Source organism: Ferrovibrio sp. GW821-FHT12F09, from assembly GCF_058806775.1.
The window spans coordinates 2,396,169-2,416,222 of record NZ_JBXAPZ010000001.1 but is presented as its reverse complement, the minus strand read 5'-3'; the positions used below and the strand labels follow the sequence as shown (position 1 = coordinate 2,416,222).

Sequence of the window (20,054 nt, the reverse complement as noted above, 5' to 3'; positions counted from 1 at the left end):
ATGGTTGGTGCCTGGATTCTGTGACCGTCGACACCGATCCGGCAACGGTCTGCGCTCAGACTTGGCAGCGCGGTTTTCTGCGGCCTATACCGCAACTTCCCGTTTGCAGCGGCGTTATCACGCCGCGCCGAGCACGCATCCAATCCGCAGGGAGTCGTCATGACCACCACCGCTTTTGCCGATCAGCCGGCAACCACCCATGATACCCGTCGCCGCGTCATGGCTATCGTCGCCGGATCATCGGGCAACCTGGTCGAATGGTTCGACTTCTACGTCTATTCCTTCTGCGCCCTGTATTTTGCGCCGGCCTTTTTCCCCAAGGGCGACACCACCACGCAGCTGCTGAACGCTGCCGGTGTCTTTGCTGCCGGCTTCCTGATGCGTCCGATCGGCGGCTGGTTCTTCGGCCGCTTCGCTGACCGTCAGGGTCGCCGCGCCGCCATGGTGCTGTCGGTGCTGATGATGTGCGGTGGCTCGCTGATCATCGCCATTCTGCCGACCTATGAACATATCGGCCCGGCCGCCGCCGTGCTTCTGGTGCTGGCGCGCCTGCTGCAGGGCCTGTCGGTCGGTGGCGAGTATGGCACCAGCGCCACCTATATGAGCGAAGTGGCCGTGGCGAAGCATCGCGGCTTCTTCTCGTCGTTCCAGTATGTGACCCTGATCGGTGGCCAGCTGATGGCCGTTCTGGTCCTCGTCATCATGCAGCAATTCCTGAGCCACGAAGAGCTGATGGCCTGGGGCTGGCGCATTCCCTTCTTCCTCGGCGCCGTACTGGCCATCGTCGCGCTGATGCTGCGTCGTTCGCTGCCTGAGACGATCTCGGCTGCAAAGCGCCAGCAGAAAGAAGCCGGCACGATTGCCGGCCTGAAAAAACACTACAAAGCCTTTCTGCAGGTGCTTGGCCTGACGGCCGGTGGTTCACTGGCCTTCTACACCTACACGACCTACATGCAGAAATACCTGGTCAACACCGCCGGCATGGATGCCAAAACCGCCAGCCTGGTGATGACCGCCGTACTGTTCGTCTACATGCTGCTGCAACCGCTGTTCGGCACACTGGCCGATCGCATCGGTCGCAAACCGGCACTGCTCGCTTTTGCCGGACTAACTGCAATCGCCACGGTACCGCTGCTCACAGCCATCGGCAGCGTGACCAGTCCCTACGCCGCCTTCGGCCTGATCCTCACCGCGCTGGCGATCAACAGCTTCTATACTTCGATCAGCGGCCTGGTGAAGGCCGAACTGTTCCCCACCGAGGTGCGAGCCCTCGGCGTTGGCCTGTCCTATGCCCTGGGCAATGCGGCCTTCGGCGGCTCGGCCGAGTATGTCGCCCTGTGGTTCAAGTCGCAGGGCGCGGAAGAGGTCTTCTATTATTATGTAAGCGGCATGGCCCTGCTGGCTCTGCTGGCCGTGCTGTGGATGCCGGACAGCCGCCGCCATAACCATCTTGGCCATACCGATCATCCGGTCGAATAAAACCTGGGAAATTACCTGGCCGTAAAACTGGCCTACCCCCGGCTGTTCTGCTAGAAAGCCCGCGTCCGGACATCGGATGCGGGCGGTTAGCTCAGCGGTAGAGCGCCTCGTTTACACCGAGGTGGCCGGCGGTTCGATCCCGTCACCGCCCACCATTTCCCACATATCCGGATGATTTATTCGGGCAATCTGGCCTCGGGCGAGACTACACGTTCTTCCGGGAACAGGCCCTGCGGCCGGTACAGCAGCATGCCGACCAGAATCAGGCCAACCAGCACCACGCGGGCAGACGCCACCTGATTTTTCAGTCCAGCCGGTAGAAGCGCACCCAACAGGCTCTCGGTCAATGTCCACAGGGCCCAGATCACAAAAGTGCCGACAATGGCGCCCTTGTTGTTGCCATTCCCGCCGACGGTCAGCATCACGAAAACCTGGAACGTGAAAATCGGCAACATGTCCTGCGGGCTGACAAAACCGGTGAAACTGGCGTAGAGCGCACCAGACAGACCCATCAGCATGGAGCCGATCACGAAGGATTGCAGCCGGAAGGCAAAGGCATTCTTGCCGAGTGCCCCGGCCGCTTCTTCATCCTCCCGGATCGCGCGCAGCACGCGTCCCCAAGGCGAACGCAGCATCCGTTCGAGCGCCCAGTAGATCAGGCCGACAATGCACAGCACCAGTGCGAGATAAACCAGGTTGTTACCCAGCGGCGTCCCCGGCCAGCCAGCGAAGGGCTTCGGTATGCCATAGAGTCCATCGAAACCGCGCGTGACCGATTTCCAGTTCATCGCCAGAAGCTGGATGCAGATCGCGATGCCGAATGTGCCGATGGCCAGGAAATCGTGGCGTAACCGGATGGTAGGCACACCGACGATCAATGCAAAAAGACCAGAGACGATCATTGCACCGATCCAGCCCAGCGGCACAGGCAGGCCAAAGCCCCCAAAGGCATCCGCATAGGCCGGACCGGTGAGAAAAGCGGCGGTGTAGGCGCCAACGCCGAAATAACCGACGATGCCGACGCTCATCAGGCCGGTGAAACCCCATTGCAGATTGAGGCCGAGCGTACTGAGAGAATAAATGCTGGCAACAATCAGGAAGAAGATCAGATAGGAGAAGACATCCATCATTCCTTCTCCCCGAACAGGCCCTGCGGGCGCAGCATCAGCACCATGATGACGGCAATGAAGGAGACCGCCTGACGATACTCCGCAGCGAAATACCGGACCGTCAGACTTTCCGCCACACCGATCAGCACAGCCCCCAGGATCGCGCCATAGACATTGGTCATGCCGCCGACAATCAGGGCCGCGAACATGGGCAGCAGCAATTCGAAGCCGAAATAGGGCTGCAGGCCCACGGCAATGCCGAACAGAACACCGCCGATGGCCGCCAGTCCAGCGCCGATGAACCAGGTCCAGCGGATCACGCCGTCAACGTCGATGCCATTCACCCGCGCAAGAGCAGGGTTTTCGGCCACCGCACGCATGGCCTTTCCGAGCCTGGTCCGGGTGAGGAAGAGATGCAGGCCAACCACCAGAACGACCGTCACGGCAAGGACCACAAGCTCATTCGGCGTGATGCGGATGCCCCAGAGGCGGAGCGCCGGCTGGATGGCAAAGCTGTAATAGACCGGCTCGGGCCCGAAGAACATCGACACCAGGTGCCGCAGCATGAGCGCCACGCCAAACGAAGCGATGATCAGGGTGATGCGCGACGATCCCTGTCGGCGCAGGCGGCCATAAACCGCCCGGTCGAGCAACTGCGCCACCAGCCCGGTGAGAATAGCCGCACCGAAAGCGGCGAGAATAACCGGCCAGCCAAAGGTCAGGGACCCGATGGCGCCGGCTGTACCCGCAAGCAACACCATGACCACCGCAAAATAGGCACCGATGGTGAGATGATCCCCATGCGCGAAGCTCGGGAAATTCAGAACGTTATAAATCAACGAGAGCCCGATCACGCCCAGTGCAATGAAGGAAGCGGAAACCAGACCATCGACCAGAACCTGCATCATGAGGCGTGCCTCGTCCCGGCGCCGAGATAGAGCGCGCCAACTTCCGGGCTGTCCAGCAGCGTTCTGGCCGTGCCGGCGAAATGCTCTCGCCCCTCTGCCAGCACATAACCGCGATCTGAAATGGTCAATGCGGCCTTTGCATTCTGTTCGACCATCAGGATCGCGATGCCGCTCTTACGAATGTCGATGAGTTTGGCGAAGAGAGTCTCGGTCATCTTGGGCGACAGACCTGCGGAAGGCTCATCCAGCATCAGCACTGTGGGACCAGCCATCAGGGCTCGGCCGACAGCAACCATCTGGCGCTGGCCGCCGGAAAGCTTACCGGCCGCCAGGCGGCGGAAGCGATGCAGATCCGGAAACAGGCTCAGCACCTGCTCCAGCCGGTCTCCAGCCTTGTCGCGGGCCGCGAAGGTGCCAATCTCCAGATTCTCCGCCACCGAAAGCCGGACAAAGATATTGCCGACCTGCGGCACATAGGCCAGGCCCTGACGAACCAGCATATGCGTCTTGTGGCCGGTGATATCCTGGCCATGCAGCAGCGCCTGTCCGGACTGGACCGGCACCAGGCCGGCAATCGCCTTGAGCATCGTGGACTTGCCGGCGCCGTTCGGCCCCAGCACGGTCACGATCTCGCCGGGCTCCACATGCAGCGAGACGCCACGCAGAATGGGGACGCCGGGAACATAGCCGGCGACCAGCCCGCGGATTGCCAGCGGCAAAGGTGCACTCATGCCGGTGCTCCGCCCAGATAGGCATCCAGCACACGCGGATCGCGCTGCACGTCGCGCGGCTCGCCCTGCATCAGCAGCTTGCCAGCCGCCAGAACCACCACCGGCCGGCAGAGATTCATCACCAGATCCATATTGTGTTCGATAATCAGGAAGGTGATGCCGCGGCGCTGGAGTTCCGCAATGCGGTCGATAATCTCACCCAACAGGGTCGGGTTCACGCCGGCACCGGGTTCATCCAGCAGCAGCATCTTGGGTTCCGACATCAGGGCGCGGCCGATCTCGAGCAGCTTCAGCTGTCCGCCCGAAAGGGTCCGTGCCGGCTGGTTGGCCAGCCGGAGCAATCCGATGAAGTCGAGAATATCGCGGGCCTTGTCCCGGTTGCGGCGTTCCTCGGCCCGCACGGCAGCGCCGCGGATCCAGGTATTCCAGAAGCGCTCGCCGACCTGCCCCATCGGCACCAGCATCATGTTTTCCAGTACCGACATTTCACCAAAGGGGCGGGGAATCTGGAAGGTACGCACCAGCCCGCGCTTGAAGATGCGGAAATGCGGCAGGTGGTCAATCCGTTCGCCGTTGAAGCTGATCTGACCGGCGCTCGGACGGTAGGCCCCGGCCATCATATTGAACAATGTGGTCTTGCCGGCGCCATTGGGTCCGATCAGGCCAGTGATGGTTCCTGGTTCAATACGGAAGGAAACATCGTCGACGGCCCTGAGGCCGCCGAACTCCTTCACCACCCCCGTCAACTCCAGCATTCCCCGATCTGCCCCCGAAAACACCCGCCGGACCATCGCCCGGCAGTCCCTTGGCCGAAATGACCTAGCCAAACGAGCCTGTCTTTGTTATGCTATCTTTGATCAAAGATCACGGCAAGCCGAAATGCAGCGAACCCGCGCATCCGGTCGGACCGGCGCCAGACGCGGTGCAGACCGCGGATTGGCATCAGAAAGTGGAGGCAGCGCAGCAATGGCACTTCTGTCCAGCATCGGTCTTGGCGTCACGCCTATCCAGCGCGAAACCGTACAAAACTGCATTCATCGCCAGTTGCGCGATCTGTTGATGCGCGGCCGCTTTCAGCCCGGCCAGCCCTTGAAGATCCAGGATATGGCCGACCTCTTCGGCACCAGTACTCAGCCGGTACGCGAGGCGATCCGGCAGCTGGTTGCGGAAAATGCTCTTGAGGCCCTGCCCAATCGCACCGCGCGGGTGCCGGTTTTCAACCGCGAGCGACTGGAAGATCTGCGCCGCGCGCGCATCGCCATCGAAGGCCTGGCCGCCGAACTGGCAACCGCACGGGCCACCAAAGCGGATATCAAGATGCTGGAAAGCCTGGTGGAGGTGGAAACCGCCGCCGATGACGCCGACCAGGCCGAATTGAGCGTGGCCCAGAACCAGCGCTTCCACTTTGCTTTCTATCGGCTGTCAGGCTCTGCCGTGCTGCTGCCGATCATCGAGGGCCTCTGGCTGCAGATCGGTCCGTTCATCCGTAAATCGGCGGAATATTTCGATGCGCGCGAAGGCCGGGGCGCTGAGCACCATGTTGCCGCCCTCTCCGCCCTGCGCCGCCGCGATCCTGCCCGCGTGCGTCGCGCCATCGAGGCCGACATCAACCGGTCGTTCGACATCGCCCGCGATGCGATGTTCCCTGCCGACCGCGCGGCCTGAGAACGCTCATGAGCTACGGCGAAATCAAAGGCGATATACCCGACGGCTTCGAGCTTTATGACCTGCGCGTCGAGGTCGTGGCGCCGCCCGGAGCAAAGCTGCTCTGCAACAGTGTGGCCGGCGATTATTTCGAGGTGCGTGGTGAACTGCTGCATTTCCCGCAGGGCAAGGGCTTCAGTCTGTATAACCTTGCCGCCATCATCCCGATGCTGCCGGCCAAACAGCGCCCGACCGACAAAAACGACTGGATGACCACCGATGCGGACATTGCCTGTCCGGATCCGAACTGTCCGAGCCGGTTCCGCATCACCAGGCTGGGCAAACGCCGCTTCAGTCACGCCGAAACCACGGCAGTCCCGCTGCCCAAGGATTGATCGCCGTTCGGAGGATAAGATTTGTCGCAGGTTGAACGCATCGAGTTGACGCCAGGCTATACGATGTCCCGCCTCCTCAAGGGCGGCTGGCATCTGGCCGGCGGACATGGTCAAGTGGATCGCACCCAGGCGATCAAGGATATGGCCGCTTTCGTCGAGGCTGGCATCACCAGCTTCGATTGCGCCGATCATTATATCGGCGTCGAGGAACTGATCGGCGATTTCCGCCGGGATTATCCCAGCCTCGCCCCGTTGGTCCAGGTTCATACAAAATTCGTCCCCGATCTTGCTTCACTTGCCACCATGAATCGGGAAGGCGTTGTCAGCGTCATCGATCGCTCCCTGAAGCGCCTGCGTGTCGAACAGCTTGATCTGGTCCAGTATTTCTGGTGGGACTGGAGTGTAAAGGGTGCCGTCGATATCGCACTGGTGCTGAGGGATCTGCAGCGTGAAGGCAAGATCGCCCGTATCGGCGTCACCAATTTCAACACGGCCTACCTCGCCGAACTGATTGACGCCGGCGTTCCGGTTGTCGCGAACCAAATTCAGTATTCTCTGGTGGATCGTCGACCCGACTGGAAAATGAATGCCTACTGCCAATCGAAGGGCATCAAGATTCTCACCTACGGCCACCTGCTCGGCGGCTTCTTCTCCGAAGACTGGCTGGGCAAGCCCGAGCCACAGGGTCAGTTCGAGAACCGCTCCTGGACCAAGTACAAACTGATCATCGATGAGTTTGGCGACTGGTCATTGTTCCAGGCACTGCTTGCGGCATTGCAGACCATTGGCAAGCGGCATGGCGTCGGCATCGGCGAAGTGGCCGTGCGCTGGGTCCTGGATCGCCCGAATGTCGCTGGCTGCATCATTGGCGCAACCTCAACGCGCCACCTGGCGCGCAACCTGAAGATTTTCGATTTCGCGCTGACCCGCGAAGACCTTGCCGATCTGGCGCTGATTACCGATAACCGCCGCGGCCCGCCGGGCGACTGTTACCAGCTTGAAAATGATCGTACCGGTCCGCATGGCCGGATCATGCGCTACAACCAGAATGAAGTGAATCAGAAGCCGGCGGCATAAAGAGCCAGCCGGAAACCGCGTGCGTTTGTTTGAGTGGAATGAGGGGGCCGATCCGATGCTCGGGCGGTTCGGATTAAATCAGACAAGACCAAACGGAGGCTTACATGGCGATGAAGCATAATGCGATGCTGGCGGCAGTTGCCGCAGCAGGTTTAACCATCGGCGCACCGGCTTTGGCCTGTCCGGCGAAAATCGGTGCCACCCTGTCGATGACCGGGACCTACTCCACCTTTGGCATCCCGATCAACAACGCCTCCCAGCTCGCTGTCGAGCGCCTGGCTGAAGCGGGCTGGAAGGTCGGCGATTGCAGCAAGCTTGAGTATATTGTGCGCGACGACCAGACCCAGCCTTCGGTCGGTGTGGACGCAGCGCGACGCCTGATCGATCTCGATGGCGTGGCCGCCATTGTTGGCCCGATCAGCTCCGGCGTCACCGGACCGATCCTGTCGTCCGTGACGGTCGAAAAGAACGTCCTCATGATCCCGGCTGCGTCATCCTCACCCACTTTCACCGATATGGCCCGGCAGGGGAAACTGAACGGCCTGTTCTTCCGCGTACAGCCCTCCGATGCGCTGCAGGCCGTGGCTGCCGCCAAGATGGCCATTGATGCCGGCCACAAGAAAATGGTGGTCGTGAATCTGAATAACGACTGGGGCAACAACCTTTCCAAGCAGTTCATTGCCACCTTCAAGGCCATGGGCGGCACGGTGACCGGACAGGTTACTTACAATGCCGAGCAGCCGAGTTACCGCGCCGAAGTGAACAAGGCCCTGGAAGGCACACCCGACAGTCTCTATCTCGCTGCATCGGTGATCGATGGCAGCAAGATCATGCGCGACTGGCTGGCACTGGGCGGCGAGCAGAAATATGTCTTCCCGCTCGGCCTCAATGACCAGAAGTTCATCGATCAGATTGGTGAACAATATCTGAAGAATGCCCTGTTCGTGACGCCTGGTTCGCCGGCGCCAAACTCGGCCACGATCTATCGCGAGGTTTATGAAAAGCGCTGGAACTCATCCGGCGTCGGTCCTGGTCGCGATTCCGGCTACGATGCAGCTTCGCTGATCGGTCTCGCCATGGTTGCCGCGAAAGATTACAAGGACGGCAAGAAAATTGCCGCCGGGCTGCCGAAAGTGACAGACCCGAAAGGCGAGCCGATCACGCTCAGCGCCGATGATCTCAAGAAGGGCATCAAGCTGCTCAGCGAAGGCAAGACCATTCGCTATATCGGGGCCAGCGGTGCGATGAGCTTTGACCAGTATGGTGATGTCAGCACACCCTTCGTGGGCTGGATGGTCGAAGGTGGCAAACTGGTGGCCAAGAAAGATGTCAGCGCCCAGGATGTCGCCGATACCAAAAGCAAAACCGGCACGTGATTCAGCGAGTATGACGGGCAGGCGGGCTGAGATTCAGCCCGCCTGTTACGTTCAGATTTCCATGACAGCGGCCCTGCCAACCGTCGAAATCCGTCACGGTCTGACCCTGCCCCGTCTCATCCGTGGCACCTGGCAATTGCATGAGCGAGCGGGCTGGATTTCGCGCGAGGCCGCCATCGCCGATCTGCTCTCAGGATTCAACCTGGGTTTTACGACGATCGAAGCATCCGACAGTTATGATGGCGTCGAAGAATTGCTCGGCCAGTTTCGCACCGAACTTCTGAACAAACGTGGTCGTGACGCTTTAAAATCGCTCCGTGTCCACACCCGCGTTACACAGACTGGTTCCACGCCGTTGAGTCCGGCGGATATACGCGCCCGCACACACCGCTCCTGTCAGCGCCTAGGCCAGACCCAGCTTGACCTGGTGCAGTTGCAATGGTGGAACCTGACCCTGCCCGGCTGGCGCGAGGCCACACATGTCTTACAGGATTTGCAAGCAAGCGGCGTGATCCTCGATATCGGTCTGGCAAATTTTCCCACCGCTGAAATGCAGTCGATCCTGGCGGATGGCATAAAGCTGCTTTCAAACCAGGTACAGGTCTCTCTGCTCGATCCACGAGCCGGCAATGGCGTTATTGCCGCGTGCCACGCACATCGCATGCAGGTCTTCGGCTACGGTCCTCTGGCCGGTGGCTTCCTGAGCGAGTCCTGGCTCGGCGCGGCCAATCCGGGTTTCGAGCCGAGCGCGGAGAAGCCGTTCGGCAAAGTCTATCGGCAACTGATCGAGCATTTTGGCGGCTGGGACTGGCTGCAACGCCTGCTCGGCGCTCTCAAAACCTGCGCCCTGCGCCACGACACCGATATTCCCGCTGTTGCACTCGCCTGGACTCTGCAGCAAGGAGGCGCCAATGCCCTGCTCGTCGGCATGTCGTCCCATGACCGTGCCATGGCTTATGTCAGGGCAGCACAGCTGGAACTGACCGGTGCTGATATTGCAACCATCGGCACTGTACTGGCCGAACGCGGACCGGTCGATGGCGACGTCGCCGGCGTGGAGCGCGCCGAGATGCAATCCGCTATCGCTGCGAGCTATACGGCCTCGGTCTAGCCTATTCCGGTCGTGCCACCTCTCCGCCATGCTGGGCAGAGATGTCATGCCGCAATTCCCATAATTCCGGGAAGAAGATGTAGCCCATCGTGCCGGCGAGATAGTCCTTGCCGAACGTGCCACCGGTGCCCTTGGTGCGCATGCCGATCTGCCGGCGCACCATCAGGATATGGTTGTACCGCCAGGCCTGGAAACGGCGATCAAGCTCGATGGCATTTTCGGCCAGCGAGAACAGTTCGAAATGTTGCCAGCGCTGGGCGTAGATTTCGAGCAGCGTGAGGCCGGATCGCTCAACTGCAGCAAAAAATGCCTGCCGCAGCGTGACGGGATAGGCCTCGATCATTCCCGGCCAGGCCGCACGCACACTCGCCGTATATTTTTCTCCAGCCAGTTCGCATAACCCGCAGATAACCTCGACTTCACGGAACTGGCGAGATTGCATCCCGCTGGCTCCGGTCAGATAGGGACGGAATTCATGGAAGTCGGGGGCGGAAAGCGTCTCCAGCACCGTCCAGTGCGCATCAGCCAGCCGCATGATCTCGCCGAGCCGCTTCAGCAGCCAGTTGGCTTCGGCCAGGCGATTATCCGCAATCATGGGCAGAATGCGCTTCAGATCGAAGATGATGTGCTTGAACCAGATTTCCAGCGCATGGTGCGTGGTGAGGAAAAGATGTTCCTCCGGATGCGGGGTAATCGGCTGCATGGCGGACAGCAGCGTGTCGAGTTGCAGATGCGCGATATAGCTGAACTGGTCTTTGTTGAGGGGCGCGTCCGCCATGAATCCTCCATTTACGCTGCCGGCCAAGATTAGTTTATATTTAAAGTATATAGATTCTCGGCCAGCAGAGACAGGGATTTATGCTTTAATCCTGCGTGTTCGCGGCCAGCGTGCAACGAAGCCCGAAGGGATGCTCTTCGGCGAGAGCCGCGAAAATCAACCGATCGACCCACTCGCCTTTTATCAGCTCGGCCTTCCGGAAATGGGCCTCGCGCCGGAGCCCCAGTTTTTCCAGTAATCCGGCCGACGCCCCGTTCCGGGCGTCGCATCGGCCAATGACCCGGCGAAAGCCCGCCAGGGAGAACGCAATACGCAAAATGGCCGCCGCCGCTTCGTAGGCCAGTCCCCGCCCCTGATACTGCGGATGCAGGATGAAACCGATCTCGCCCTGCATCAGCTCGCGGTTCACCAGAATCAGCGCCACCTCGCCGACCAAAGCGTCTGTGCCCTTTTCAGTGACGGCCAGAACGAGCTTGTCGCCATCCGCGGCCAGCCCGCGCACGGCCATGCGCGTCTCAAGCAGCAGGCGGCTGTCATTCAGATTGGCGTGAGCCGGCCAGGAGACATACCGAACCACATCCGGCCGGGAATGAATGTCGTGCAGGGCCTGAATGTCCCCAGAGCTGAACCGGCGCAGACACAATCGGTCAGTTTCGATTGGCGCGGCGGGCTGCCACAGCATATCGGTCAAAAGATGCCTCCATCCCAAGCAAACTTATGCCGTGAATTTAACCAGACTAAAATTATTTTACTAAGGTGAAAATTCGGGTAGCTTGCCGGGATGGATCGAGACTCGGGATTCCCCGCCATTGCAGAGCCCGCAGATGACGCCGCCCAGGCGGCTCGCGAGGCGCTGGTGTCGAATCTGGGGGCCGTCATTCGCCAGGAGCGGCAAAAGCGCAAGCTGACCCTGGTACAGGTCAGCGAAAAAGCCCGACTGTCGCCGGCTTTTCTGTCACTGGTCGAGCGCGGTATGGCGACCCCGTCGCTCGGCAGCCTGGCCGGCATTGCCTTTGCTCTTGATCTGCCGGTTTCAACCTTCGTCCATGTCAGTTCTGCTGCCGGGGCCGTGACGCGCGCCAGCCAGCGCGCCCAGTTCGGCATTGAAGCCTCCGGCCTGCGTTACGAGCGGCTGTCCACGGTCTTCCCCGGCCAGCATATGGATGCCGTTATCATTCATGTTCCCCCCGGATACAGCGCCGAGACAATCGCCCATGTCGGCGAAGAGTGGCTGTATGTACTGGCCGGAGAACTGGAGCAGACAATCGACGGCACTACCGTACAACTCGGCCCGGGCGATACCTGCCATTTCCGTGGCGACACGCCGCACTCCTATGGCAACCGCGGCAAAATCCCGACCGCCGTGATCTGGGTCGGTACCGTTCCTGTTTTTCGCAGTGAAGACTCCCAAGGATTTCATCCATGACGTCAGTCGGTAGTTTGGTTCTGGACGTACAGGCCGCCTGGGCAGCGCCGGAGCAGCCCCGCACCCTGCTCGAAGCCGTCGGCAAGGCCTTCGCGCAAACCGTCGGCTTCAAGCTCTATACGGTGACGCAGATCCTGAAGGGCGGCCGTGAGGTGGAACGCATCCACTCGACCAACCAGGACGTCTATCCGGTCGGCGGACGCAAGCCGGTTCTCGCCAATGCCTATAACGAGCGCGTGCGCAGCCAGATGCAGCCCTTCCTGGGCCGCACGGTGGAAGACTTCAAGCCGTTCTTCCCCGATCACGAAACCATCGCCGGCCTGGGCCTGGGCTCGGTAATGAACCTGCCCATCGTCTATGGCGGCGCCGTGCTCGGCACTGCCAACCTGCTCGACAGCCCGCTCGCTTACGACACGCAGCATCTGGAACCGGCCATGACCATTGCCCGGCAGCTGCTGCCGGCATTGCTGACCACTGAAATCTGACATTACTTCTTCGCATCATCTGACCAAGGGGGACCGACAATGAACAGAGTAAGCCTGACGCTGGCCGCGACACTCTTTACCGTCGTCGCAGGCACCGGTTTTGTCGAAGCGAAGACACCCGCGAACCTGCTGGTTGTCGCCAAGAATATCGATGATATCGTCAGCCTGGATCCTGCCCAGGCTTACGAATTCACCAGCGGCGAAGTCGTCGCCAACATCTACAACAAGCTGATCGAATACAATCCGGCCCAGATCGAGACGATCGTGCCCGGACTGGCCGAAAGCTGGAAGATTTCCGACGATGGCAAGACCATCACCTTCAAACTGAAGAGCGGCGTGAAATTTGCCTCCGGCAATCCGGTGCGCCCCGAAGACGTCGTGTTTTCCCTGCGCCGCGTGATCGTGCTGAAAAAGGCACCGGCCTTCATCCTGGCACAGTTCGGCTGGACCGCCGACAATATCGACCAGATGGTGAAGAAGGTTTCGGACAGCGAAGTCGCCATCACCATTGCCGAGAATTTCGCTCCCTCCTTTGTGCTGAACGCGCTAGCCGCCCGCCCCGGCTCGATCGTTGACGAGAAGGAAGCGACGAAGAACGCTAAGGACAACGACCTGGGCAATGCCTGGCTGTCGCGCAATTCGGCCGGCTCCGGCCCCTTCGCGCTGCGCGTCTGGCGCCCGGGCGAGTCTCTGGTGCTGGATGCGAACAAGAACCATGCCGGCGGGCCGCCGAAGATGACGCAGATCGTCTTCAACCATGTGGCGGAAGCCTCGACACAGCGACTCATGGTCGAATCCGGTGATGCCGATATCGCCCGCAATCTCGGCCCCGACCAGATTGCCGCCGTCAAGGACAAGGCCGGGATCAAGGTCGAGACCTATCCCCAGGCCGCTCTGCATTTCTTCAGCTTCAACCTCAAGCACGAGAAGCTGCAGAACCCTGCCCTGTGGGAAGCGATGCGTTACCTCATCGATTATGACGGCATCGCCAACACGCTGCTCCGCGGCCAGATGAAGGTCCATCAGACCTTCTGGCCATCGGGCTTCCCCGGCGCGGTGGAAGACAAGCCCTTCAAACTGGATGTCGCCAAGGCGAAGGACATTCTGGCCAAGGCCAATATCGCACCCGGCCTGTCCATCGACATGGACATGATTTCTTCGGCACCCTTCACCGATATCGGTCAGTCCATGCAGGCGACGATGGCACAGGCCGGTATCAAGCTGAACCTGCTGCCCGGCACGTCGGCACAGGTCATCACCAAATATCGTGCCCGCCAGCATGAAATGATGCTGCTCTACTGGGGCCCGGATTTCATGGACCCTCATTCGAATGCCAAGGCATTTGCCTATAACGTCGATAACGGCGACGGCACACCGCAAAGCACCACCACTTGGCGCAATGCCTGGCTGGTGCCGGAGCTGTCGGCCCGGACCCGTGCGGCACTGGTGGAACGCGACCCGGCCAAGCGCCTGGACATGTACCGCGACCTGCAGCGGGACGTGTTGAAGTCGTCTCCCTGGGTGATGACCTTCCAGGCCCAGGCCCAGGTTGCCCTGCGCAGCGAGGTCAAGGGCTTCATCCACGGGCCGACGAATGATCTGGTGCTGTATCGCAACGTCACCAAGTAAATACCGCTCGGCTGATCTGGCATGATGGGGAGCGCATCCGGATTTCTGCTGTTCCTGCGTGGCGTGGCGACCCTGGTCGTCACGCTCGCAGGGCTCCTCTTTGCCACGTTTATCATCGGTCGGGTGATGCCGATCGACCCGGTCATTGCCGTGGTCGGCGACAAGGCTTCGCAGGAAACCTATGCCCAGGCCCGCGTGCAGCTCGGCCTCGACCGTCCAATCTGGGTACAGTTCGGCCTTTATATCGAAGGCATCGCCCGCGGCGACTTCGGTCAGTCTTCAGCCAGCGGTCAGCCGGTACGCGAGGATATCGCCCGGGCATTTCCCGCCACCCTGGAGCTTGCCACGCTGGCCATCGTGGTCGGCATTGCCGTCGGACTGCCGCTCGGCGTCTATGCGGCTCACAGGCGCAACACCTGGTTCGACCATGCAGCCCGGGTGCTGTCGCTGATTGGTTATTCAACGCCGGTCTTCTGGCTCGGCCTGATCGCCCTGCTGGTATTCTACGCCCAGCTTGGCTGGACCGGCGGACCGGGCCGCATCGGCACGGCTTATCGCTATACTGTCGAGGACTGGAGCGGCCTTCTGCTGATCGACACCTTGCGCAGCGGTGACTGGTCCGCGTTTCGCAGCGCCTTCTCGCATATCATCCTGCCCGGGCTGCTGCTTGGCTATTTCTCGCTCGCCTATATTGCACGCATGACGCGGAACTTCATGATTGAGGAGCTGAATAAAGAATATGTCACCATGGCCCGCATCAAGGGGGCCTCCGAGACCCGCGTGCTGTGGCGGCATGCCTTCCCCAATGCTCTGGTGCCGGTGGTGACCGTCATTGCATTGTCGTTCGGCCATCTGCTGGAAGGCGCCGTACTCACCGAGACCGTCTTTGCCTGGCCGGGCCTCGGGCTTTATATCACCAAGAGCCTGTTCTCGGCCGATATGCCGGCCGTCCTGGGTGGCACTTTGGTCATCGGTATCTGCTTCGTGCTGCTCAACAAGCTGACCGATGTCATCTATCCCCTGCTCGATCCGCGGACGCGCGCCCGATGAGCGCTGCTGCGAATATGCTCGCCCCCAACTCGCGACGCGAAGCACGCCTGATACAGATCAGGATCGGCCTGCGTCGCATCATGCGCAATCCGTCAACCCTGGTCGGTGGGCTCCTGGTCCTGACATTGCTGGTCATGGCGCTGGTTGCCCCCCTGCTCGCCACCCACGACCCGATGGCCCAGACCCTGACCGATCGCCTGCAGCCGCCCGGCGCCGCCCACTGGCTCGGCACCGACCAGCTCGGGCGCGACATCTACAGCCGGCTGTTGTACGGCGCACAGCCCACGTTGCTGATCGTGATTCTCGTCATCGCCTTCTCTGCACCCTTCGGTCTTGCCATCGGCATGATCGCCGGTTATCTCGGCGGCTGGGTCGAAACCCTGCTCATGCGGCTGACTGACATCTTCATGGCCTTCCCGCGCCTGATCCTGGCGCTGGCACTGGTTTCCGTTCTGAAGCCTGGCCTGACCAATGCCGTCATCGCCATCGCGATTACCGCCTGGCCTTCCTATGCGCGGCTGGCGCGCGCCGAAACACTGACACTGCGGCATGCCGAATTCGTCGAAGCAGCCCGCGGCCTGGGCCAGTCCGGTACGCGCATCGTGATCGGCCAGATTCTACCGCTCTGCCTGTCTTCGGCCGCCATCCGCGCCACGCTCGACATGGCCGGCATCATCCTCACCGCTGCTGGTCTTGGTTTCCTGGGCCTGGGAGCACAGCCGCCTATGGCGGAATGGGGTGCCATGATCGGAACCGGGCGCGACCATGTGTTCGATGCCTGGTGGGTTGCAACCGTGCCGGGGGTGGCCATCCTACTGGTCAGCCTGGGCTTCAACCTGCTGGGCGACGGCCTGCGCGATGTCCTTGATCCGAAGCATCACGACTAGGCCCTGCGATGACCGACACTCCGCTGCTGGACATCGACGGCATGACCGTCAGCTTCCCCTCCGACCAGGGGCCGGTATCCGTGGTGCGCGACTTTTCGCTCAACATCGGCCGCGAAAAGGTTGGCATCGTCGGCGAGTCCGGCTCGGGTAAATCGATGACCGCCCGCGCCATTCTGGGCCTGATCCCTAAACCGGGAATGATGACGGCACGATCCATGCGCCTGCGCGGTACGGATCTGTTGTCGCTGGACAAGATCGGCTGGCGGCGTTTGCGCGGCAAGCAGGTGGGGATGATCCTGCAGGATCCGAAATTCTCGCTCAATCCCGTTATGCGGATCGGCGACCAGATCACCGAAACTCTGGTCCTGCACGAAAACATCAGCCGGAGTGAGCAGCGCGAGCGCGCCCTGGCGATCCTGGCCGCTGTGGGCATCGACGACCCGGCCAGGGTTTATGCTGCCTACCCTCATGAACTCTCGGGCGGCATGGGGCAGCGCGCCATGATTGCCGCCATGCTGGTTTCCAGCCCCGATCTTATCATCGCCGATGAGCCGACAAGCGCGCTTGATGTGTTGGTGCGCGAGCAGGTTCTGAAACTGCTGGATGACCTGGTCACCCGGCGCGGCATCGGTCTGATCCTGATCAGCCACGACCTGCCCATGGTGGCGCGATTCTGCGACCGTATTCTGGTAATGTATCGCGGCCGGATCGTCGAACGCCTGGACAGCAAACATCTCGACCGGGCCGAGCATCCCTATACCCGCGGCCTGATCGCCTGCCTCCCCTCGCCTGTCCTGCGCGGTCAGTTGTTGCCGAATCTCAACCGCGACCCTGCCTGGGAAACCGCATGACGACTGCAGCGATTACGGTAGCTGGCGTCGATATCTTTCATGGCGACGGGAAGCAGCGTTTCCATGCCGTGCGCCAGGCTGAACTGACCGTTGCGCCGCGCGAGACATTCGGGCTGGTCGGCGGTTCCGGTTCGGGCAAATCGACCCTGCTGCGTGTGCTGGCCGGGCTGTCCTCGAACTGGACCGGGGCCATCACGGTTGCCAGCGAAACCCTGCCGCCGGGTCAGCGCCCGCCACGCAGCTATCACCGTCATGTCCAGATGGTGTTCCAGGATCCCTATGCCTCGCTCAATCCCCGTCATACGGTGGATCGCATCCTGTCCGAGGGGCTGGTGCTGCACGGCTTCTCCGATGTGGAACGCCGCATCCGCGATCTGCTCGACCAGGTCGGCCTGGGTCCACGCTTTCGCTTCCGCTACCCGCATGAACTGTCTGGCGGCCAGCGCCAGCGGGTTGCGATTGCACGCGCCATAGCACTGGAACCCGAGATCCTTCTGCTCGACGAACCGACCAGCGCGCTGGATGCCTCGGTGCAGGCGGAAATCCTCAACCTCCTGATGGCAATCCGCAAGGAGCGATCCGTCACCTGCGTCTTCGTCAGCCACGATCTGGCCGTGATCGCGCATCTCTGCGACCGGGTCGCTGTGATGGAGAAAGGTGTCATCGTCGAACGGCTGTCGACCGACGACCTGATCGCCCGCCATGTCCAGCATCCATATACGCGCCAGTTGCTGGCCGCTTCGGAAGGCCATATGGCCATTCCACATCCCGACCTTACGCACGGTTAAGCGGGCGTTTTAGCGCCGGGTAACCTCAGGATGATCCAGGCTGCTGGTGTGGCGCGGATCAGCGCCGCCGGGCCGGCCCCAGTTGGTGACCGCCGGACCGAAGAATTCCGCATTGATCTGCAGGAAGGCGCTTTCTCTGGCCGGCAGTGCCATATCTTCGAAAATCGCCTCGACCGGACAGACAGACAGGCAAAGACCGCAGTTGATGCATTCATCCGGGTGGATATACATCATGCGGCCGCCCTCGTAGATGCAGTCGACCGGGCAGACTTTCTGGCAGGCCCCGTCCTTCACATCGATACAGGGAGCCGCCACTACATAGGTCATGGCGCTCAGCAGCCCTGCCAGACCGGTGCGCGTTTTTCCTGAAAGGCCCGCACGCCTTCGTCCGAATCTCTGGATTGCAGCGCCTCGACCAGAGCCGGCAACCGCAGCGCCTGTGCCTCCTGCGGAGTCAGTCGGCCGCCCTGACGCACCATCTGCTTCACAGCCCGCAGACTGAGCGGTGCGCAGGCCAGGATATCGACAAGCCAGCGTTCCACCGCGGCATCCAGATCGGCATAGGGCACAACCTCATTGATCAGGCCCAGGGATTTCGCTTCTGCGGCCGGGATGCGTCGACCGGTGAGCAACAGGCCCATGGCATTGACGTAATGCATCCGGCGCGCCAGCAGGGCAATGCCGCCATCCAGCGCCAGCCGTCCGACCCGCGGTTCAGGCAGGCCCACGGTCGCATGCTCGGCGGCAATGACGATGTCGCAACCCAGCATGATTTCCATACCACCGCCTAGCGCGTGACCATTGAGGCGCGCAATCACCGGAACATTCAGCGTATCGCGCAGCGACAGGCCGCCGAATCCGCCCGGTCGGGGCGCCGCCCAGTATTCCAGCCCGGTCTTGCCGTTGCCGCCCTTCATATCAGCACCCGAACAGAAGGCCCGTTCGCCACTGCCGGTAATGACGACGGCGCGGATATCGCGATCCCGCTCGATCGTTTCCCAGATGCGGATCAACTCGGCTTCGGCGGTTGCATCGATGGCGTTCATCCGCTCCGGCCGGTCGATGGTCACCCGGGCGATATGATCGGCGATATCGAAGCGAATGCTCATGCCACCACCTTGGCATCGCGCAGCCTGGAAATCCGGTCGGATGAATATCCCAGTTCGTTCAGGATGGCGCCGCCATGCTCACCCAACTGCGGCGGCAGATGACGCAGGCGAAAAGCGGTTTCATCCATATGCAGGGGCGAACCAAGCAATTGCATGGCATCGTTCGCCTGCGCGCCGCCGGTCGGCCGCGTCATTGACACCACCATGCCATTGACCGCGGTCTGCGGCGATTCCAGGGCCTGGGCAAGATTCTGCACAGGAGCTGACAGAAGATCCTGCTCCTCCAGCCGGGCCATCCAGTATGCCGTACTGTTGGTCGCGACACGCTCGCGGAACATCGTCTGCAGCAGGCTGCGATTCTCGGCCTGCCGCGCCGGGCTGGAGAAGCGCGGATCCTGCGACAGGTCGGGCAATTCCAGCGCCGCGCAGATATCCTGCAGCGGATTGGCCTTGAAGGCACCGACGATGACCACCGCTCCATCCGTGGTGGCAAAGACGCCGGTCAGCGGCATGCCGCCCCAGTTCAGTTCGCGATTGCGCTGCAGCCACATGGCCGCTTCCTGCATCTGCATCGCCAGCATCGAGTCATACAGCGAGACTTCCACCTGCTGACCCATGCCGGTCTTCTCGCGCTGCAGCAGCGCCAGCAGAATGGCCTGCACCAGATGCATGCCGGCGCTGTAATCGGCCAGCGCCGTCGAATAGATCGTCAGCGGCTGCTCCGGATCGGGACGGCGCGCCATCACGCCGCTCAGGGCCTGGGCCAGGATATCCTGGCCGCCTTTGTGCGAGAGCGGGCCGCTCTGGCCAAAGCCCGAACCGAAGGCGCAGATGATGCGCGGATTCAGGCTGCGCAGATGCTCGTATCCGAAGCCCATACGTTCCATGACGCCCGCGCGGAAATTGTTGACCACGATATCCGCATCACGCACCAGGTCGCGCACGATCTGCCGGCCATCTTCGCTGCGCAGGTCGATGGCAATGCTGCGCTTGTTACGGTTCAGACTGCGGAACACCGGATTATCCAGCCCGTCCGGGTCGCCTGAAATGGCGGTGCGCGACAGGTCCCCGGAACCGGGACGCTCGATCTTGATGACATCAGCACCGTAATCGGCAAGCACCTGGGTCGCACAGGGCCCCAGCATCACCTGGGTGAAGTCGATGACCTTGATCCCGGAAAGCGGCTGCGGCGCAGTGTCTGTTTTCTGCGTAGACGTCATG

The 20,054-nt window shown here is 61.4% G+C and carries 22 protein-coding genes and 1 tRNA gene; 14 read left to right on the top strand and 9 right to left on the bottom strand.

All coding sequences use genetic code 11. The features are described from left to right. Nucleotides 1-159: 159 nt before the first annotated feature. Entirely contained in the window at nucleotides 160-1,479 is a 1,320-nt protein-coding gene (locus AC1ROB_RS12005) for an MFS family transporter (RefSeq protein ID WP_492970935.1), read from the top strand. Nucleotides 1,480-1,559: 80 nt separating this feature from the next. Continuing rightward, nucleotides 1,560-1,634, top strand: a tRNA-Val gene (locus AC1ROB_RS12000). Nucleotides 1,635-1,655: 21 nt separating this feature from the next. Here the strand turns inward: AC1ROB_RS12000 and AC1ROB_RS11995 are convergent. From AC1ROB_RS11995 to AC1ROB_RS11980, 4 genes are read right to left on the bottom strand one after another with little or no spacing between them, the layout of a single operon-like run. Further along, the gene (locus AC1ROB_RS11995; protein ID WP_492970936.1) at nucleotides 1,656-2,609 is read right to left on the bottom strand and encodes a branched-chain amino acid ABC transporter permease; all 954 of its coding nucleotides are present in this window, start codon (nucleotides 2,607-2,609) and stop codon (nucleotides 1,656-1,658) included. Then, nucleotides 2,606-3,496: a branched-chain amino acid ABC transporter permease gene (locus AC1ROB_RS11990; protein WP_492970937.1), complete on the bottom strand. Its 891-nt coding sequence runs from the start codon at nucleotides 3,494-3,496 to the stop codon at nucleotides 2,606-2,608. The genes AC1ROB_RS11995 and AC1ROB_RS11990 overlap by 4 nt, the downstream gene beginning before the upstream one ends. Continuing rightward, entirely contained in the window at nucleotides 3,493-4,227 is a 735-nt protein-coding gene (locus AC1ROB_RS11985; RefSeq protein ID WP_492970938.1) for an ABC transporter ATP-binding protein, read from the bottom strand. The genes AC1ROB_RS11990 and AC1ROB_RS11985 overlap by 4 nt, the downstream gene beginning before the upstream one ends. Further along, nucleotides 4,224-4,982, bottom strand: coding sequence for an ABC transporter ATP-binding protein (locus tag AC1ROB_RS11980; protein ID WP_492970939.1), 759 nt, complete (start codon nucleotides 4,980-4,982; stop codon nucleotides 4,224-4,226). Before AC1ROB_RS11980 ends, AC1ROB_RS11985 begins: the two co-directional genes overlap by 4 nt. Before the next feature lie 211 nt (nucleotides 4,983-5,193). Between AC1ROB_RS11980 and AC1ROB_RS11975 the strand changes: the two genes are divergently transcribed. The 5 genes from AC1ROB_RS11975 to AC1ROB_RS11955 all read left to right on the top strand — a co-directional run bounded on the left by AC1ROB_RS11975 (nucleotide 5,194) and on the right by AC1ROB_RS11955 (nucleotide 9,830). Continuing rightward, nucleotides 5,194-5,892 (top strand): GntR family transcriptional regulator, encoded by a 699-nt coding sequence (locus tag AC1ROB_RS11975; protein ID WP_492970940.1) that lies wholly within the window; start codon nucleotides 5,194-5,196, stop codon nucleotides 5,890-5,892. An 8-nt stretch (nucleotides 5,893-5,900) separates the two neighbouring features. Further along, nucleotides 5,901-6,266 (top strand): TIGR04076 family protein, encoded by a 366-nt coding sequence (locus tag AC1ROB_RS11970; RefSeq protein ID WP_492970941.1) that lies wholly within the window; start codon nucleotides 5,901-5,903, stop codon nucleotides 6,264-6,266. 63 nt (nucleotides 6,267-6,329) lie between these two features. Further along, nucleotides 6,330-7,343 carry an aldo/keto reductase gene (locus AC1ROB_RS11965; RefSeq protein ID WP_492970942.1) on the top strand — a complete coding sequence of 338 codons (1,014 nt, stop codon included), beginning with the start codon at nucleotides 6,330-6,332 and terminating at the stop codon, nucleotides 7,341-7,343. Between the two features lie 104 nt (nucleotides 7,344-7,447). Then, nucleotides 7,448-8,719: an ABC transporter substrate-binding protein gene (locus AC1ROB_RS11960; RefSeq protein ID WP_492970943.1), complete on the top strand. Its 1,272-nt coding sequence runs from the start codon at nucleotides 7,448-7,450 to the stop codon at nucleotides 8,717-8,719. A 61-nt stretch (nucleotides 8,720-8,780) separates the two neighbouring features. Further along, nucleotides 8,781-9,830: an aldo/keto reductase gene (locus AC1ROB_RS11955; RefSeq protein WP_492970944.1), complete on the top strand. Its 1,050-nt coding sequence runs from the start codon at nucleotides 8,781-8,783 to the stop codon at nucleotides 9,828-9,830. A gap of 1 nt (nucleotide 9,831) precedes the next feature. Here AC1ROB_RS11955 and AC1ROB_RS11950 read toward each other — a convergent pair whose 3' ends face one another. Together AC1ROB_RS11950 and AC1ROB_RS11945 are read right to left on the bottom strand one after the other, a co-directional pair. Beyond that, nucleotides 9,832-10,608, bottom strand: coding sequence for a tryptophan 2,3-dioxygenase family protein (locus AC1ROB_RS11950; RefSeq protein WP_492970945.1), 777 nt, complete (start codon nucleotides 10,606-10,608; stop codon nucleotides 9,832-9,834). Nucleotides 10,609-10,693: 85 nt separating this feature from the next. Then, on the bottom strand, nucleotides 10,694-11,290 hold the full coding sequence (locus tag AC1ROB_RS11945; RefSeq protein ID WP_492972199.1) for a GNAT family N-acetyltransferase: 597 nt from the start codon (nucleotides 11,288-11,290) through the stop codon (nucleotides 10,694-10,696). A 174-nt stretch (nucleotides 11,291-11,464) separates the two neighbouring features. On the opposite strand from AC1ROB_RS11945, the gene AC1ROB_RS11940 reads away from it, so the two are divergent. The 7 genes from AC1ROB_RS11940 to AC1ROB_RS11910 are packed head-to-tail and all read left to right on the top strand — an operon-like array spanning nucleotide 11,465 to nucleotide 17,724. Continuing rightward, a complete protein-coding gene (locus tag AC1ROB_RS11940) occupies nucleotides 11,465-12,034 on the top strand; it encodes a helix-turn-helix domain-containing protein (protein WP_493031432.1) in 570 nt (189 codons plus the stop codon). Next, nucleotides 12,031-12,519 carry a hypothetical protein gene (locus AC1ROB_RS11935; RefSeq protein ID WP_492970947.1) on the top strand — a complete coding sequence of 163 codons (489 nt, stop codon included), beginning with the start codon at nucleotides 12,031-12,033 and terminating at the stop codon, nucleotides 12,517-12,519. Before AC1ROB_RS11940 ends, AC1ROB_RS11935 begins: the two co-directional genes overlap by 4 nt. 39 nt (nucleotides 12,520-12,558) lie before the next feature. Further along, nucleotides 12,559-14,148 (top strand): ABC transporter substrate-binding protein, encoded by a 1,590-nt coding sequence (locus AC1ROB_RS11930; RefSeq protein ID WP_492970948.1) that lies wholly within the window; start codon nucleotides 12,559-12,561, stop codon nucleotides 14,146-14,148. 21 nt (nucleotides 14,149-14,169) lie between these two features. Further along, complete coding sequence (locus AC1ROB_RS11925; protein ID WP_492970949.1) at nucleotides 14,170-15,198, top strand: ABC transporter permease; 1,029 nt, start codon at nucleotides 14,170-14,172, stop codon at nucleotides 15,196-15,198. After that, nucleotides 15,195-16,085 (top strand): ABC transporter permease, encoded by an 891-nt coding sequence (locus AC1ROB_RS11920; RefSeq protein ID WP_492970950.1) that lies wholly within the window; start codon nucleotides 15,195-15,197, stop codon nucleotides 16,083-16,085. The genes AC1ROB_RS11925 and AC1ROB_RS11920 overlap by 4 nt, the downstream gene beginning before the upstream one ends. An 8-nt stretch (nucleotides 16,086-16,093) precedes the next feature. Further along, nucleotides 16,094-16,936 (top strand): ABC transporter ATP-binding protein, encoded by an 843-nt coding sequence (locus AC1ROB_RS11915; protein ID WP_492970951.1) that lies wholly within the window; start codon nucleotides 16,094-16,096, stop codon nucleotides 16,934-16,936. Further along, the gene (locus tag AC1ROB_RS11910; RefSeq protein ID WP_492970952.1) at nucleotides 16,933-17,724 is read left to right on the top strand and encodes an ABC transporter ATP-binding protein; all 792 of its coding nucleotides are present in this window, start codon (nucleotides 16,933-16,935) and stop codon (nucleotides 17,722-17,724) included. The genes AC1ROB_RS11915 and AC1ROB_RS11910 overlap by 4 nt, the downstream gene beginning before the upstream one ends. Before the next feature lie 9 nt (nucleotides 17,725-17,733). On the opposite strand, the gene fdxA is transcribed toward AC1ROB_RS11910, so the two are convergent. The 3 genes from fdxA to AC1ROB_RS11895 are packed head-to-tail and all read right to left on the bottom strand — an operon-like array spanning nucleotide 17,734 to nucleotide 20,053. After that, a complete protein-coding gene (gene fdxA, locus AC1ROB_RS11905) occupies nucleotides 17,734-18,051 on the bottom strand; it encodes a ferredoxin (protein WP_492970953.1) in 318 nt (105 codons plus the stop codon). A gap of 5 nt (nucleotides 18,052-18,056) precedes the next feature. Further along, nucleotides 18,057-18,833, bottom strand: coding sequence for an enoyl-CoA hydratase-related protein (locus AC1ROB_RS11900; protein WP_492970954.1), 777 nt, complete (start codon nucleotides 18,831-18,833; stop codon nucleotides 18,057-18,059). Then, nucleotides 18,830-20,053: a CaiB/BaiF CoA transferase family protein gene (locus tag AC1ROB_RS11895; RefSeq protein ID WP_492970955.1), complete on the bottom strand. Its 1,224-nt coding sequence runs from the start codon at nucleotides 20,051-20,053 to the stop codon at nucleotides 18,830-18,832. Before AC1ROB_RS11895 ends, AC1ROB_RS11900 begins: the two co-directional genes overlap by 4 nt. Nucleotide 20,054: the final 1 nt, after the last annotated feature.